We start from the raw sequence: 15116 nt of genomic DNA on the forward strand, positions 1-15116 counted from the left end.
ACACTGCGACGACCACGGAGACAGCACCATGACGACCGTCCGCACCGGCACGACCAGGGGCCTGAACAGGGGTCAGAACACGGGCAAGGGCAAGGACGCCCGCAAGACCCGGCCGAACCCGCTCTTCGCCGCGGGCATCGAGTACGTCGACTACAAGGACACCTATCTGCTGCGGAAGTTCATCTCCGACCGGGGCAAGATCCGCAGCCGGCGGGTCACCCGCGTCACCGCCCGCCAGCAGCGCGCCCTAGCCCGCGCCATAAAGAACGCCCGCGAGATGGCCCTGCTGCCGTACGCCACCCGCTGACCGCGCCCACCCGCAGAGGAGAACCCCATGGCCGTGCCCAAGCGCAGGACCTCCCGCAGCAACACCCGTCACCGCCGCGCCCGTTGGAAGGCCGAGGCCCCCCACCTGGTGCCTGTCACCGTCGACGGCCGCGAGCGGCTGGTGCCCGTCCACCTCGTCCGCGCCTTCCGGCGCGGTCTGCTGCCCGGTCGGGAGTGACGGCTCCGCCCCTCCGCTCAGCGGCGGTGCCACTCCTCGGCCAGCAGACGGTGGGACCGGACCCGGTCCGCGTGGCCGTGGGTGATGGTCGTGACGATCAACTCGTCGGCCCCGGTGGCCTCCTGGAGCTGCTCCAGCCGATCGGCCACGCGCTGCGGCGAGCCGACGAACCGGGTCTCGACGCGGTCCGCCACCAGGGCCCGGTCCGCCTCCGTCCATGGGTGGGACCGGGCCTGCCGGGGGGTGGGGTACTCGATGGCGCCCTCGGCGGTACGGATGCTGCGCACCCACAGACCGTAACCGGCGGCGAGTTCACGGGCGGTCGCGTCGTCCCGCGCGACGACGACGTCGGCGGAGACGCTGACATAGGGCTTGTCGAGCACGCCGCCCGGCCGGAAGGCGGCGCGGTAGCCGTCGACCGCCTCCAGGACGCTGCCCGGGCTGACGTGGTAGTTCGCGGCGAAGTGCAATCCGTGCCGGCCGGCGGCCTCGGCGCTTTGGCCGCCGCTGCTGCCGAGGATCCACACCTGGACGTCGGCGCCCTCCCCCGGCACGGCGTGCGCCTCGACGCCGTCCGCCGAGCGGTAGGTGCCGCGCAGCAGCGCCAGGATGTCGTCGACCTGCTCCCCGTACTCCTGGGAGCGCGCGCCGGGCTGCTGCAGCAGCTGCCGCTGGAGCGCGATGCGGGGTGAGCCGAGCAGGTGCTCGAAGGAGAACTTCGGCGGGATCCGCAGCCCGCCCGGCGTACGCCCGTCCACGACGGGTGTCGTGGTCGGCACCGGACCGGCCGCGCCGCCCGGTGGGCGGCCCCCGGAGCGGCCGAGCCCCAGGTCGAGGCGCCCCGGGTGCAGGGCGTCGACGAGGCCGAACTCCTCGACGGTGGACAGGGCGGTGCGGTGGCCGAGTTGGACCGCTCCCGAACCGAGCCGGATCGTGGAGGTCGCGGCCGCGGTGAGGGCCAGCAGAACGGCGGGCGAAGTGCCGGCGACACCGGGATTGAGGTGGTGCTCGGCGAACCAGTAGCGGGCGTAGCCGGACTCCTCCGCCCGCCGGGCGAGGTCGATGCTGTTGCGCAGGGCCTGCGCGGCGGTGGAGCCGGAGGAGATCGGGACGAGGTCGAGGACTCCGAGCGGTGTGCGGGACACGGTGGGTGGTCTCCTCAGCGGTGGGCGGGTCCGGGCGACGACGGGACGGCGGGAGGGCTCACGACGCGGCCCGCTCCGCCGGGGTCCGCGCGTCGGGGTGGGCGAGGCCGAGGTGGTCACGCAGGGTGGTGCCCTCGTAGTCGGCGCGGAAGACGCCCCGTTCCTGCAGCAGCGGGACGACGGTGTCGGCGAAGACGTCCAGGCCGCCGGGAGTGACGTGCGGGACGAGGATGAAGCCGTCGGCGGCGTCGGCCTGCACGAAGTCGTCGATGCCCGCGGCGACGGTGGACGGTGAGCCCACGAAGGACTGGCGGTTGCCGGTCTCGATGACCAGGTCGCGGATCGACCACCCGTTGGCGGCGGCCAGCTCCCGCCACTCGCGGGCGGTGGCCAGAGGGTCGCGGTACATGCGCACCTGGGCGCGACCGCGGGCGACGGTGTGCTCGCCGGGATCGGGGTCGACGTCCGGGAGGGGGCCGTCCGGGTCGTAGGCGGACAGGTCGCGGTTCCAGACGAACTCCAGGTGCTTGATCGCGGTGGCCCCGCTGACCTGCTGCCGCCTCACCTCGCGGGCGAGTTCGGCGGCCTCGGCGTCGCTGTCGCCGAGGACGAAGGTCGCGGCGGGCAGGATCAGCAACTCGTCCTGGCCGCGGCCGTACTTCGACAGGCGGCCCTTGACGTCCCGGTAGAAGGCACGGCCCGCCTCGAACGTGCTGTGGCGGCTGAAGATGGCGTCGGCGTCGGCGGCCGCGAACTCCCGGCCCTCCTCGGAGTCGCCCGCCTGGAAGACCACCGGGCGTCCCTGCGGGCCGCGCGGGACGTTGAACTGTCCGTGGATGTCGAAGTGGTGCCCCTTGTGCACGAAGGATCCGGCCCGCGCGTCGCGCAGGAAGGCGCCCGTCGCACGGTCGGCGAGTATCTCGTCGCCGTGCCACGAGTCGAAGAGCCCGCCCGCGGTGGCGAGGAACTCCCTGGCGCGGGAGTAGCGCTCCTCCTGCGGGAGGAATCCGCCGCGGCGGAAGTTCTCCCCGGTGAAGGCGTCCCAGGAGGTGACGACGTTCCACGCGGAGCGCCCGCCGGAGAGGTGGTCGAGGCTGGCGAACTGGCGGGCCACCTCATAGGGCTCGTTGAAGGTGGAGTTGATGGTGCCGGTGAGGCCGATGCGCTCCGTGACGGCGGCGAGCGCGGCGAGGACGGTGAAGGTGTCGGGGCGGCCGACCACGTCCAGGTCGTGGATCCTGCCGCCCTGTTCGCGCAGGCGCAGGCCTTCGGCGAGGAACAGGAAGTCGAACTTGGCGCGTTCGGCGGTCCGCGCGAAGTGCGCGAAGGAGCCGAACTCGATGTGGCTGCCGGCCCGTGGGTCGCTCCACACGGTGGTGTTGTTGACGCCGGGGAAGTGGGCGGCCAGATGGATCTGCTTGCGCGGTTTGCTCATGGCGTACGGTTCCTCCGGCTCAGGCGGTCGCGGTCGCGCTGGTGGCGGTGTAGCGGTTGGCGGGGCGGGCCAGACCGAGCAACCCGCGCAGGGTGCGGGCCTCGTAGGCCTCCCGGAACGCGCCGCGGCGCTGCAGCTCGGGCACCAGCCCCCGGGTGATCGCCGGCAGGTCGTGGCCGATCACCGCGGGGCGCAGCCGGAAGCCCGTGAGCCCGGCCCGCCGCCACTCCAGCAGCAGGTCCGCGAGGCCGGCGGGCGTGCCGGCGAAGACCTTCGCGTCGCTGGTGTACGGCGTGCCGGCGAGGCCGTCCAGCCGCCCCAGGCGGGCCCGCGCCGCTCCGGCGTCGTCGTCGAGGAGGACCACGAGGTCGCCGAAGACGTGCAGGGTTTCCCGCTCCCGGCCGGCCGCCTCCTGCGCGGCACGTATCCCGGTGACGATCGCGCGGGCCTGGTCGCCGTCGTGCGGGGTCACGTAGCCGACGTCCGCGGCGCGGGCCACGAGCCGGTACGGCACGCCGCTGTGGGCGAGGGCGCTGACGACGGGCTGGCCCTGGGGCGGCCGGGGCGTGATGGAGGGGCCCTTGACGCTGAAGTACCGGCCCTCGAAGTCGATGTAGTGGAGCTTGTCGCGGTCGATGAAGCGGCCGGTGGCGACGTCGCGGATCTCGGCGTCGTCCTCCCAGCTGTCCCAGAGGCGGCGCACCACCTCGACGTGGTCGGCCGCCTCGTCGAAGAGACCGGCGACCAGCTCCCGCACGGCCGGGGTGTCCAGGTCCCCGAGGCCGAACGGGGGGATGGCGCGCCTGCCGAAGTGCGCCGCCTCGTTCGGCCGGGCCGATACCTGGACGCGCAGACCGGCCCGGCCGGTGCTCACGTAGTCCAGGGTGGCGATGGCCTTGGAGACGTGGAACGGCTCGGTGTGGGTCGCGACCACCGTCGGCACCAGACCGATGTGCCGGGTCAGCGGGGCCACCCGGGCGGCGACCAGGACGGCGTCGAGGCGGCCGCGCACCTGGTCGGTACGGCCGTCGGGTTCGATGGGGTGGGAGGACTGCGGACCGAGGGAGTCCTCGATCGTCACGAAGTCGAGCAGCCCCCGCTCGGCCTCGGTGACGACGTCCTGCCAGTAGCGGGCGGTGAGCAGTTCACGGGGCCGCGCCGCGGGCTCACGCCACGCGGCCGGGTGCCAGCCGGCCCCGTCGAGGGCGACGGCGAGGTGCAGCGGGGCGTGCGCGGGCGGTGAACCGGCGGAGGAGTACGCGGAGGGGTACGGCGAAGAGAGGTCCGACGACACGACGGGTGCCTTCCTGATCGGCCACAGGTCTCACCGGCCCTCGTCCGGAGGGCCGGCGGGCGGATGGGGATCAGGAACGACAGAGGGAGCCGGCCACGCGCTGCAGGTCGATGTGCGCGCGGGAGTACAGCAGGACCCCGTGGACCGGGGCGGGGACCGCGACGGGTGTGCGGGACTCGGTCGGCACGACCGTCACCTCCGCTCCCTCCGGGGCTGCGCCGTCGCGCCGTACCGTAGGCACGGCACCGAGGGCGTGTCAACGCCCCCGTCTCACATGGTGAGCGTTCCGATGAGACGCGAACGGGTCCCTTGACGCCCGGGGTTTGACGACTCGACACTGATGGGCAGGTCACGATCGTCAGCGCCCACGACGCCGCCCCGCGGCGCGGTGGGTCATCGGCCCCGGCCCGCTGACCGGCAACCCTCACATCGCGGTGGGGTGCCCCGGGTGACGACCTGGTCCCGCCGGTGCGGCGGGGCAAGCGCGGTCTCGCGTCCGGCGGGCCCCGAGCCGGGGAGGCGGACATGCCCAGGGCACGAGCCCTCCTCCTGACCCGGCGCCTGCACATCGACTTCCTGCGCGTCTGCAGCTCGTCCGGCGCGGCCGGCTGACACCCACCCAGGACCTTCAGCCGTCCCGCCGCCGGTGCCCCCATGGAGCGGCCGGCGGCCCGCCACGCCTTGGAGAGGGCATGACCGAGACGATCCCGCACGACCCCGGCCTCCACGTCTCCTGTTCCGCGCTGCCGCGCACGTCCCGCCCCGACCGCTTCCGCAGCCGCATCGGTGTCGACCTCGCCGGCGGCTTCTACCCGGCGCCGCGCCGCTACGAGTTGTTCCTGTCGCCGGGATGCCCGCTCTCGCAGCGGGTCGCCATCACCCTCGACCTGCTGGGGCTGCGGGACTCCGTCGTCACGACGCCCGTTCCCGCGGGGGCCGCCGGCGGCACCGCCCGCGCCGCGCTGCGCGGGGCCTACGAGGCCACATGGCACCGCTACGACGGGCCGCTCACCGTGCCCGCGCTGTGCGACCGGTGGACGGGGCGGGTCGTCAGCAACCACACCCCGGACATCCTCGGGGACCTCACGGGCCGCCTCGGCGCCGAGGGGTGTGCTCCCGCGCACCCGCTGTGTCCCCCGGCGCTCCTGGCCGGCATCGAGGCCGTCCGGCACACGGTGGACGCGGGGCTCACCCGTGCCGCGCGGCGGGCCGCGCAGGGGGCGCCGTCCGGCCGCGGCGCGGCCCTGCGGACCCTGCACACCACCCTCGGCCTGCTGGACCGACGGCTGGCCCGCGGCGGGCCCCACGTCCTGGGCGCCCATCTGACCGCGGCCGACGTCGACCTGTGGGTCGCCCTCGTCCACCTCCCGGGCGGCCTGCTCCCGCCCTACGCCCGTCTCACGGCGTACGTCGCCCGGCTGGACCGGCACCCGGCGTTCCACGCGCAGCGGACGGCGGCCACCCTCGCGCCCACCGCATGACGCACGGAGCCGTTCCCGCCCTGGGCGTGTACGCCGAGCGCGGGAACGGCTCCGGGTGCGCGTGCGGCCCGTTCAGGCGTCCTCGGCCGGAAGGGCGTACAGAGCGGGGAGGTTGACCACGATCGCCTCCTGGGTGCTGCGGGCGATGACGACCACGGCCTCCTCGCCGGGGTCGGGGTTCTCCTCGCGGTGCGGCACGAACGGGGGGACGAAGACGTAGTCGCCTGGCGAGGTGCGCAGGCGCACCTCCTCGGGAGCGTCACCCGAGTCGTCGAGGAAGACGAACTCGGGGTGCCCGCTCACCACGTAGATCGCGGTCTCGGACTCGCCGTGGTGGTGGTCGGAGGACGAGGTCGCCGGGGCGACGTGGGTCTGGCCCATCCAGAGCCTCTCCGACCCCGCGGTCCGCCCGCTGACGGCGGCGAACCTGCGCATCCCGCCGGTCTGCGCGGTCTCCCCGTCCAGGGCGTCCGCGCGGATGTGGTGCAGCCGCGTGTGCAGGGACGCCGCCCCGGGCCCGGACGGGTCGTGGAGATGGGGGTGGAAGCCTTCGCCGGGGTTCGTCAGGGGCTCGCTCATGGCCGGGACGCTAGGGCGGCCCCGAAAAGGATGTCAAGAAGTGTCCTTTGGGCTTCACCTGCGGCAACGCTGCCGCAATGAACGAGCGCGGTGGTGGAACCCCCGGGCGGCGCGGCCCGGTTCGGGCATGATGGGCCCATGCACATCTCCGCGAAGGCGGACTACGCCACGCGGGCTCTGCTGGAGCTCGCCTGTGAGCCTGCCCGCCCCCTGACCTGCGAGGCCATCGCCTCCGCGCAGCAGATCCCGTTCCGCTTCCTGAAGTCCGTGGTGGGCGAGCTGCGCAGGGCCGGGCTGGTGCGCAGTCAGCGCGGCTGCGAGGGCGGCTACTGGCTCGGCCGGCCCGCCGGCGAGATCACCCTTCTGGACGTGGCGCGCGCCGTGGACGGCGAGTTGATCACCCTGCGGGGCGAGTCGCTGGCCGGACTCGGCTACCCCGGTCCGGCGGCGGGGCTGCCGGGGGTGTGGCGCCAGGTCGAGGCGGGCGCGGCGGCGGTCCTGGGCGGTGTGACCCTGGCCTCGCTGCTGCCGGCCGGCTCGGCGGAAGGGCTGGACCGGAAGGGAGCCGCGTGACGGCCGCAGCCGCCCCGCCGGCCGTGGAGGTGGTGGAGTACACCGATCCGCTGTGCCCCTGGGCCTGGGGCTCGGAGCCGGTGTTCCGCAGGCTGCGGGCGGCGCTGGCCGGCCGGGTGCGGTGGCGCCGCGTACACGGCGTCCTGTTCGACGCGGACGACGACCCGCCACCCGACCCGGCCGCGGAGACCGCCTGGTACGCGCGCCACGTCGAGGAGATCGGCGCGCACACCGGTGCGCCGTGGGCTCGGCGGCTGAGCCGGGTGGCGGCGACCTCCTGGCCCGCCTCGCTGGTCGCCAAGGCCGCCGAACTGCAGGGCGAGGAGGTCGCCGGGCGGGTGCTGCGCAGGCTCCGGGAGACTGTCTTCGTGCTCGGGGAGCCCGCCGACACACCCGCGCTCGCGCTGGCCGCGGTGCGCGGCACGCCGGGCCTGGACCCTGTGCGGCTCGCGGCCGAAGCGGCGGCCGGTGACGTCCTGGAGCGGGTACGGGCCGACCGGGCGGAGGCGCGCCGCCCGGTGCGCGAGGTGCTGTCGGTGCGGAGCGCGTCGCCGCACCCCGGCGCGGCCAAGGAGACCGGCGACGGCGGGCACCGGTACGCGCTGCCGACGCTGCTCGTGCGCTCCCCGGCCGGGCGGCGCGTGGTGCCCGGCTGGCGGCCCTACGAGGAGTACGCCTGCGCCGTCGAGGAGTTGGGCCCGGGACTGCCGCGCACCCCGGCCCCGCTGCCTCCGGCCGAGGCGCTGCGGCGCTACGGAAGCCTCACCGATCCCGAGCGGGCGCTGCTGGCCGCGGGCCCCTGGCCGCCGCCGGAGGCGGTCCGGGTGGACACCGGCAACGGGCCCCTGTGGCTGCACCCCGAGGAGGCCGCGACGCACCCGGCCACCGCTCGCGGCTCGCGCTGACGGGCCTCTGAGGCGCTGTCAGGAGCGCGTCCCGCCAAATGAGACACCAATTGGTGTCTATTGACAGGCGCTCTGGGTGCTCGCCAGGATGAACAGCATGCTCACGACGCACCCCGGTGTGGTGTGCCGCTACGTGGACCTGCGGCGCACCTGCAGCGCCCTCTGTCGCTGACCGGCCGCCGCCCACGGCCCACAGGCGCCTGACCGTATCCGTCGGCACCGGCCGCGCCGCCGCCCCGTCGAGCCGCGCCCGCCGTCCGCGCCGCCCCTTTCGCGCTCCGCCGCCTTCCCCCACCGCATCCCGGTGAGTCCCCGCGTGCCCCCGAACGCCCTGCCCTGAGCGCGGCGTGCCCGATGTGTGCTTCCGAGCCGCGTCGGCACGACCGTCCCGGCACGACGGCGTCGGGCGCGGGTGCGCGCCGTGCCCGCCGCCGCGCCCCCGCCTGCCCCGAGCAGGTCCGGGGGCCCTCGAAGAAAGCACTGACATGCCCGGACGACCCACGCCCCACCGCCCCGGATCCAACTCCCGTACCGGAGCTGATTCCCGGCCCGGACCCGATTCCCGGCCCGGACCCCGCTCCCGTACCGCCCGGCGCCCGGGCCGCCTGCGTACCACGGCGCTGGCCACCGCCCTCGTCTCCGTACTCGTCCCCGTCCTCGGCGCGTGCGGCGGTGGGGCCGGTGCGTCGGCCGGAGGCGCCACCCTCAGGTGGGCCTCCTCCTACTTCCCCGCCCACTGGGACCCGGTGGTCTCCGGAAGCGGCGCCCAGTTCCGCGAACTCGCCCTCGTCTACGCCTCGCTGACGCGCACCGACGAGAAGGGCGACGCCGTCCCCGACCTCGCCGAGAGCTGGGAGTACAACGACAAGGGCGACGAGGTCACCTTCCACCTCCGCCCCGGCCTGAAGTTCAGCGACGGCGAGCCCGTCGACGCGGCGGCGGTCAAGGCGGCCGTCGAGCGGGCCAAGAAGCAGAAGAACTCCGCGCTCTTCGGCGACCTGACGTCGATCGGGTCGGTGGACGCCGACGGACTGGACGCGGTCGTCCACCTCACCCAGGTCGACTACCAGATACCCCAGTTGCTCGGTCAGCGCGTCCTGCAGATCGCCAGCCCCAAGGCGGCCGCGAACCCGCGGAAGCTGGACCAGAAGCCGGTCGGGGCCGGTCCGTTCGTGGTGGAGCAGCTGATCCCCGGCACCAAGGTGCTGCTGAAGAAGAACCCGGACTACTGGGACGCGAAGAACATCCACATCGACGACGTGGAACTCGTCTCCGCCCCCGACGCGTCCACGGTCGTCTCCGGACTCCGGACCGGCGTCTACAACTTCGCCGACCTCGACCCGAGTCAGGCGGACGCCGCCGAGAAGGCGGGTCTGGACGTCTTCGTACAGCCCGGCTTCAACGCGTCGAACCTCAGCCTCAACGTCAACAAGCCGCCGTTCGACGACGACAGGGTCGTCGACGCCGTCCGCCACGCGGTCAACCGCGAGGAGTTCGTCGACAAACTGACCTTCGGCCACGGCGAGGCGACCGACCAGCCCTTCCCGACGGGCTACGTGGCCTACGACCCGCAGTCCCGGGACCCCTACCCGTACGACCCGGCGAAGTCCCGCAAACTGCTCGCCGAGGCCGGCCACAAGGCCGGCGACATCACGCTCGACCTGGTCATCCCGGCCGAGGACCCGCAGGCCGAGATCGTCCAGTCGCAGCTGGCAGCGGTCGGCATCACCGTCCGCATCAAGATCGACAAGAACTGGGCCACCCCCTTCTTCGCCAAGGACCTGACGTTCTCGCTCTACGGCACCACGGGCCGCGACTCCGCCGTGCAGACCCTCACCGCGCACTTCGGCCCGAACGGCCCGCTCAACCTCAGCACGCCGTACGAACCCGCCGGCTTCGACGCGGCCGTGGCGAAGGTCCGCCGCACACCGCTGGACTCCCCCGACTACGTCCGCAACCTGCGGGCGGCGACCCGGGCGGGGCTGAAGAGCAAGGCCCTGGTCTTCACCTACTCCTCGCCGAACCTCTTCGCGAAGAGCAAGGCGGTCTCCGACCTGCCGAAGAACCCGGCCCACATCGACTGGACCGGCGTGACCATCGCCGGCGGCAGCTGACCACCGTCCACCACAGAGGGGAGGCAACCCCATGACGACGACCGCTGCGCCGGTCGCCCTCACCCCCCGCCGCGGCCTCGCCGCGGCCAGGGCCCGGCACACGGCGGGCCGCGTCCTGGCCGCCCTCGTCCGGTCCGTCGCGATCATCGTGCCCGTGTTCCTGGTCGCGACCTTCGTGACCTTCGCGCTGCGGGCGCTGAGCGGACTCAGCCCGGCGCGGATCCAACTGGGCGAGGAGGCGACCCCGGAGGCGATCGCACGGGTCGAGGCCCAGTGGGGGCTCGACCGGCCGTTCCTCGTCCAGTACGGGGACTGGCTCGACGGCATCCTGCACGGGCAGCTAGGCACCAGCTGGGCCAACGGCGCCGACATCTCCACCCTCATCGGTCTCGGCCTGGGCGTGAGCCTGTCGGTCGCGACCCTGGCCCTGCTCATCGGCGTCGTCGTCGGCTTCATGCTGGGCACGGTGGCGGCGCTGCGCAGCACCACCTGGATCGACCGGGCGATCACCGGCTTCGTCACGGTGATCTCGGTGATGCCGGCCTTCGTGGTGGGCATCGTCCTGGTCGTCGTCTTCGCCGTCGGCCTCCACTGGTTCCCCTCCGGCGGCTACGTCCCGGCCGAGCAGGGCGTCGGACCGTGGCTGGCTCACATCACCCTCCCGGCGGTCGCGTTGAGCTTCGACGTGATCGCCGACGTCGCCCGCCAGTTGCGCGCGGGCCTCGTGGCGGCCTATCGCGAGAACTATGTGACGGGCGCGGTGGTGCGGGGGCTGAGCCCTCGGCGGATCTTCTTCGGCCACGTCCTGCGCAACGGCCTCGGACCGACGCTCGCCACCCTCGGCCTGAAGTTCCCGGCCCTGGTGGGTGCCTCGGTGGTCACCGAATGGATCTTCGGTCTGCAGGGCTTCGGCAGGTTCGCCAACGACGCCGCCCAGGCCGGGGACGTACCCGCCGTCCAGGGCGTCCTCGTGGTGTCGATCGTCCTGGTCGTCTCCTTCAACCTCATCGTCAACCTGGTGCTGGCGCGTGTGACGCCGGCCGCCCAGCGGGGGGTGTGAGCGATGGTGCGACGTGTCCTCGCCCTCACCTCCGGCCGGATCGCCGCGGCCGTGCTGACCGTGATCGCGCTGCTGGCGCTGTTCGGCCCGTGGCTCGCGCCACTGGATCCGCTCGCCACCGGCGACAACACCCTGGCAGCCGCCTCGGGCACGCACTGGCTGGGCACCGACTACCTCGGCCGTGACGTCCTCAGCCGACTGCTGGACGGCTCCCGGGTCAGTGTGCTCGGCTCGCTCGAAGTCGCCCTGACGGCACTGGTCGCGGGCGCCCTTCCCGGCATCCTGTCCGTCCACTGGGGCCGGGTCTTCGAGTGGACGACGCTGCGCCTGGCCGACACGCTCGTCGCGCTGCCGTTCCTGCTGTTCGCCGTCGCCGTGGTCGCGCTGCTCGGCAACGGACTCACCCAGGCCATGCTGGTCACCGGCGTGCTGGTGTCACCGCTGTTCTACCGGGTGGCCCGCGCCGCCACGCTGGCCGTGGCGCGCTCGCAGTACGTCGAGGCGGCCGTCGTCTCCGGCGCCTCGACCGGCTGGATCGTACGCCGCCACGTGTGGGGCAAGATCCTCCCGCCGATCGCGGTCGCGCTCGCCCAGACCATCGGCGTCGGCTTCGTGATCGTCTCCAGCCTGACCTTCCTGGGCATCGGCGTGCAGCCACCGGCGCCCACCTGGGGCGGCCTGCTCGCCTCCGACCTGGGCTACCTCAGCCACCGGCCGTGGGCCCCGGTGGCGCCCGCCCTGCTGATCACGGCCACCGTCTGGGCGAGCAACCTGCTCGCCGACGCGATCCGCGACGTCTCCGGCGAGGCGGGCCGCGTACTGCTCGACGACCGCGGGGCCCGCGACGGCCGCCCCGACCGGACCGACCCCGCCCCCGCCCCCGCCCCCGCCGGAGGTGCGCGATGACGACCGTCTCCGAAGGCCTGCTCCCCCGGCGTGCCCCGGGCGCCGCGCCGGACGCCCCGGCACCGCCGGTGCTGTCCCTGCGCGACGTGCGCATCGGGGACCGGGCCGGCGACCGCGAGATCGTCCGCGGGGTGAGCTTCGAGCTCGCACCGGGCAGGGCCGTCGGCATCGTGGGCGAGTCCGGCAGCGGCAAGACGCTCACCTGCCGCGCCGCACTCGGCATCCTGCCCGCGCACTTCGAGGTCACCGGCGGGTCGATCGAGATCGACGGCACCGACATCGCCACCCTGAACCCCGCCCGGTGGAGGGCCCTGCGGGGCACCACGATCAGCGCGGTCTTCCAGGACCCGGCCTCCTACCTCAACCCCTCGATCCGGGTCGGCGCCCAGATCGCCGAGGCCGTACGCGCCAAGAAGGGGCTGCGGCGCCGCGAGGCACACCGGCGGGCCGTCGAGCTGCTGCGCACCGTGCGGTTGCGCGACCCGGAGCTGGTGCACGGCAGTTACCCCCACGAGCTGTCCGGAGGGATGCTCCAGCGCGTCCTGATCGCGGCCGCGATCGCCGCGGGCCCGCGGATCCTCGTCGCGGACGAGGCCACCACAGCCCTCGACGTCACCGTCCAGGCCGAGATCCTCGACATGCTCGCCGAACTGCGCGAACGGACGGGCCTCGCCCTCGTCGTCGTCTCTCACGACCCGGCGGTCGTCGCCCGGCTCTGCGACGAGGTCCTCGTCCTGCGGGAGGGCGAGGTGGTCGAGCAGGGGCCCACCCACGCGGTGCTCCACGACCCGCGGCACGAGTACACCCGCCTGCTGATCGCCGAACACGAGCAGTACGGCCTGGACAGGTTCCGCACCACGGGGGAGGACACATGACCGGCGGACCGGCCCGCACCGCCGACGACGCGGGACCCGCCGGTCCCGTGCTGGAGGTCTCCGGCCTCGACGTGCACTACGGTCCGCGCCACCGGCGCCGCCCGGCACTGCGCGGAGTCTGCCTGAGCGTCGCGCCCGGTGAGACCGTCGGCCTCATCGGCGAGACGGGATCCGGCAAGTCCACCCTGGCCCGGACCGTGCTGGGGCTGGTACGCGCCTCGGCCGGGTCGGTCGTCGTCGGCGGGGAGGACGTCACCCGCCACGGCCCCCGCCAGTGGCGCGCCCTGCGCCGCCGCGGTGTCGTGCAGTACGTCTTCCAGGACCCCCTGCGCAGCCTCGACCCGGACCTCACCGTCGAGGACTCCCTCACCGAACCGCTGCTCCTGCAGGGCGTCCCGCGCGAGGAGGCGGCCGAACGGGCGCGGGCGTTCCTCCCCCGCGTCCGCCTGCACGAGGAACTCCTGGCCCGGCTGCCCGGGGAGCTCTCCGGCGGCCAGCGCCAGCGGGTCGCGGTCGCCCGGGCACTGGTCACCGGGCCGCGCCTGGTCATCCTCGACGAGCCGGTGAGCGCCCTCGACGCGGCCACCCGCGTGCAGATCCTGGAGATCCTCAAGGAGCTGCGCGCCTCAGGCACGGCCCTGGTCTTCATCTCCCACGACCTGGGTTCCGTGGCCGGTGTCTCCGACCGCGTCGCCGTGCTCCACCAGGGCGAGCTGGTGGAGACCGGCACCACCCACGACGTCGTCAACCACCCCCGCCACCCCTACACGCGCCTGCTCATCGGCTCCGCGCCCACCCTGTACTCCGCCCCGGCGGACCGGGCCGAACGCGAGGCGCTGCGCGCCCTGCTGCGCACCTGACCCCACGACAGACAGGAACAGCCACCATGTCCCGCAGGATCCACCTCGCGCTCCACCCCTACGGCGTCGGCGGCCCCGGCCAGCACGGCCTGTGGAAGGACGCCCGCGTCGCCAAGAACGCCAGCATCGACATCAACTACTACATCGCGCAGGCCAAGGCGGCCGAACACGCGCTCTTCGACGCCCTCTTCATCGTGGACAGCCAGTACATCAACGCCACCTACCCCGCCCACTACCTCAACCGCCTGGAGCCGCTGACCCTGCTGTCGGCGGTCGCCACGCACACCCGCCGCGTCGGCCTGGTCGGCACGGCGAGTTCGACGTACAACTCGCCCTTCAACCTCGCCCGGCGCTTCGCCTCCCTCGACCACATCAGCGGCGGCCGCGCCGGCTGGAACGTCGTGACCAGCTTCGACACGGGCACCTCCAGGAACTTCGGGTTCGAGGAGCACCTGGACTACACCTCACGGTACGGCCGGGCCCTGGAGTTCGTGCGGGTCGCCCGGGGCCTGTGGGACTCCTACGAGGACGACGCCTTCCCGGCCGACGTGGAGCGGGGCGTCTTCCTCGACCCGGCCAAGCTGCACGCGCTCGACCACGCCGGCGAGCACTTCACGGTCGCCGGCCCCCTCAACCTGTCCCGGTCCCCCCAGGGCCAGCCCGTGATCTTCCAGGCCGGCGTCTCCGAGGAGGGCCGTGACCTGGCCGCGCAGGTGGCCGAGGGCATCTACGCGCCCGGCGGCACCCTCCGGCAGGCGCAGGAGTACTACGCCGACATCAAGGCGCGCACCGCCTCCTACGGCCGCGACCCCGACCACATCAAGATCTTCATCCACGGCGGGCCCGTCGTCGCCGGCACCGACGCGGCCGCCCGGCGCCGCGAGCGGGAGATCTTCGAGGAGGACAACGACTTCGACCGCAACCTCGCGCTGCTCGGCCGCTCCTTCAGCGCCTACGACTTCGGCGTGCACGACCTCGACGCGCCCTTCCCCGACGTGGCGCACCTCGCCGAGAAGGGCGGTCGCACGGGCGCGGCCCGGATCATCGAACGCGCCAGGGCCGAGAATCTGACGCTACGCCAGGTCGCGCAGTCCGCCAACGAGTTCCGCAGCTCCCCCTTCGTCGGGTCACCGCACACGGTCGCCGACACCATCGAGCAGTGGTTCGCGGCCGGCACCTTCGACGGCATCAACCTCGCCTTCCGGACCGCCGACGAACTCGAACTCTTCGTGGACGGCGTCGTGCCGCTGCTGCAGAAGCGCGGCCTGTTCCGCACCGCGTACGAGGCCGACACCCTGCGCGGCCACCTCGGCCTGCCGGTCCCCGCCAACCGCCACACCCGCGAGCACCTGCTCGTGGCCGACTGAGGACGGACGGGAACAGG

16 protein-coding genes and 1 riboswitch are annotated in these 15116 nt (G+C 73.8%); of the genes, 11 read left to right on the forward strand and 5 right to left on the reverse strand.

The window, feature by feature from the left end; all coding sequences use genetic code 11:
* Window positions 1-28 precede the first annotated feature (28 nt).
* Entirely contained in the window at window positions 29-307 is a 279-nt protein-coding gene (rpsR, locus tag CHF15_RS12035; protein ID WP_089223719.1) for a 30S ribosomal protein S18, read from the forward strand.
* A 27-nt stretch (window positions 308-334) separates the two neighbouring features.
* A complete protein-coding gene (gene rpmF, locus CHF15_RS12040; protein ID WP_089223720.1) occupies window positions 335-505 on the forward strand; it encodes a 50S ribosomal protein L32 in 171 nt (56 codons plus the stop codon).
* Between the two features lie 17 nt (window positions 506-522).
* On the opposite strand, the gene CHF15_RS12045 is transcribed toward rpmF, so the two are convergent.
* The 4 genes from CHF15_RS12045 to CHF15_RS46385 form a co-directional block, all read right to left on the reverse strand.
* Window positions 523-1650: an LLM class flavin-dependent oxidoreductase gene (locus tag CHF15_RS12045; RefSeq protein WP_089223721.1), complete on the reverse strand. Its 1128-nt coding sequence runs from the start codon at window positions 1648-1650 to the stop codon at window positions 523-525.
* A gap of 58 nt (window positions 1651-1708) precedes the next feature.
* Window positions 1709-3085, reverse strand: coding sequence for an NtaA/DmoA family FMN-dependent monooxygenase (locus tag CHF15_RS12050; RefSeq protein ID WP_089223722.1), 1377 nt, complete (start codon window positions 3083-3085; stop codon window positions 1709-1711).
* Window positions 3086-3104: 19 nt separating this feature from the next.
* Window positions 3105-4307, reverse strand: a complete 1203-nt coding sequence (locus tag CHF15_RS12055) for an LLM class flavin-dependent oxidoreductase (protein WP_179279776.1) — start codon at window positions 4305-4307, stop codon at window positions 3105-3107.
* A 142-nt stretch (window positions 4308-4449) separates the two neighbouring features.
* Window positions 4450-4575 (reverse strand): putative leader peptide, encoded by a 126-nt coding sequence (locus CHF15_RS46385; protein WP_265737396.1) that lies wholly within the window; start codon window positions 4573-4575, stop codon window positions 4450-4452.
* 191 nt (window positions 4576-4766) lie between these two features.
* A riboswitch (SAM riboswitch) is annotated at window positions 4767-4870 on the forward strand.
* A gap of 201 nt (window positions 4871-5071) precedes the next feature.
* On the opposite strand from CHF15_RS46385, the gene CHF15_RS12060 reads away from it, so the two are divergent.
* Entirely contained in the window at window positions 5072-5860 is a 789-nt protein-coding gene (locus CHF15_RS12060; protein WP_089223724.1) for a glutathione S-transferase C-terminal domain-containing protein, read from the forward strand.
* A 72-nt stretch (window positions 5861-5932) separates the two neighbouring features.
* On the opposite strand, the gene CHF15_RS12065 is transcribed toward CHF15_RS12060, so the two are convergent.
* The gene (locus CHF15_RS12065; protein WP_089223725.1) at window positions 5933-6439 is read right to left on the reverse strand and encodes a cupin domain-containing protein; all 507 of its coding nucleotides are present in this window, start codon (window positions 6437-6439) and stop codon (window positions 5933-5935) included.
* 138 nt (window positions 6440-6577) lie between these two features.
* Between CHF15_RS12065 and CHF15_RS12070 the strand changes: the two genes are divergently transcribed.
* From CHF15_RS12070 to CHF15_RS12105, 8 genes are all read left to right on the forward strand, one after another.
* Window positions 6578-7012: an RrF2 family transcriptional regulator gene (locus CHF15_RS12070; protein WP_089223726.1), complete on the forward strand. Its 435-nt coding sequence runs from the start codon at window positions 6578-6580 to the stop codon at window positions 7010-7012.
* Window positions 7009-7917 carry a DsbA family oxidoreductase gene (locus CHF15_RS12075; protein WP_089223727.1) on the forward strand — a complete coding sequence of 303 codons (909 nt, stop codon included), beginning with the start codon at window positions 7009-7011 and terminating at the stop codon, window positions 7915-7917. The genes CHF15_RS12070 and CHF15_RS12075 overlap by 4 nt, the downstream gene beginning before the upstream one ends.
* A 485-nt stretch (window positions 7918-8402) precedes the next feature.
* Window positions 8403-10031: an ABC transporter substrate-binding protein gene (locus CHF15_RS12080; RefSeq protein ID WP_089223728.1), complete on the forward strand. Its 1629-nt coding sequence runs from the start codon at window positions 8403-8405 to the stop codon at window positions 10029-10031.
* A 31-nt stretch (window positions 10032-10062) separates the two neighbouring features.
* On the forward strand, window positions 10063-11091 hold the full coding sequence (locus CHF15_RS12085) for an ABC transporter permease (protein ID WP_089223729.1): 1029 nt from the start codon (window positions 10063-10065) through the stop codon (window positions 11089-11091).
* A gap of 3 nt (window positions 11092-11094) precedes the next feature.
* Window positions 11095-11997, forward strand: coding sequence for an ABC transporter permease (locus CHF15_RS12090; RefSeq protein ID WP_089223730.1), 903 nt, complete (start codon window positions 11095-11097; stop codon window positions 11995-11997).
* Window positions 11994-12872 carry an ABC transporter ATP-binding protein gene (locus tag CHF15_RS12095; protein WP_089223731.1) on the forward strand — a complete coding sequence of 293 codons (879 nt, stop codon included), beginning with the start codon at window positions 11994-11996 and terminating at the stop codon, window positions 12870-12872. The genes CHF15_RS12090 and CHF15_RS12095 overlap by 4 nt, the downstream gene beginning before the upstream one ends.
* Window positions 12869-13732 carry an ABC transporter ATP-binding protein gene (locus CHF15_RS12100; RefSeq protein ID WP_089223732.1) on the forward strand — a complete coding sequence of 288 codons (864 nt, stop codon included), beginning with the start codon at window positions 12869-12871 and terminating at the stop codon, window positions 13730-13732. The genes CHF15_RS12095 and CHF15_RS12100 overlap by 4 nt, the downstream gene beginning before the upstream one ends.
* Window positions 13733-13758: 26 nt before the next feature.
* Window positions 13759-15099, forward strand: a complete 1341-nt coding sequence (locus tag CHF15_RS12105; protein WP_089223733.1) for an NtaA/DmoA family FMN-dependent monooxygenase — start codon at window positions 13759-13761, stop codon at window positions 15097-15099.
* Window positions 15100-15116: the final 17 nt, after the last annotated feature.

This window comes from Actinacidiphila glaucinigra (genome assembly GCF_900188405.1).
Lineage (GTDB): Bacteria > Actinomycetota > Actinomycetes > Streptomycetales > Streptomycetaceae > Actinacidiphila > Actinacidiphila glaucinigra.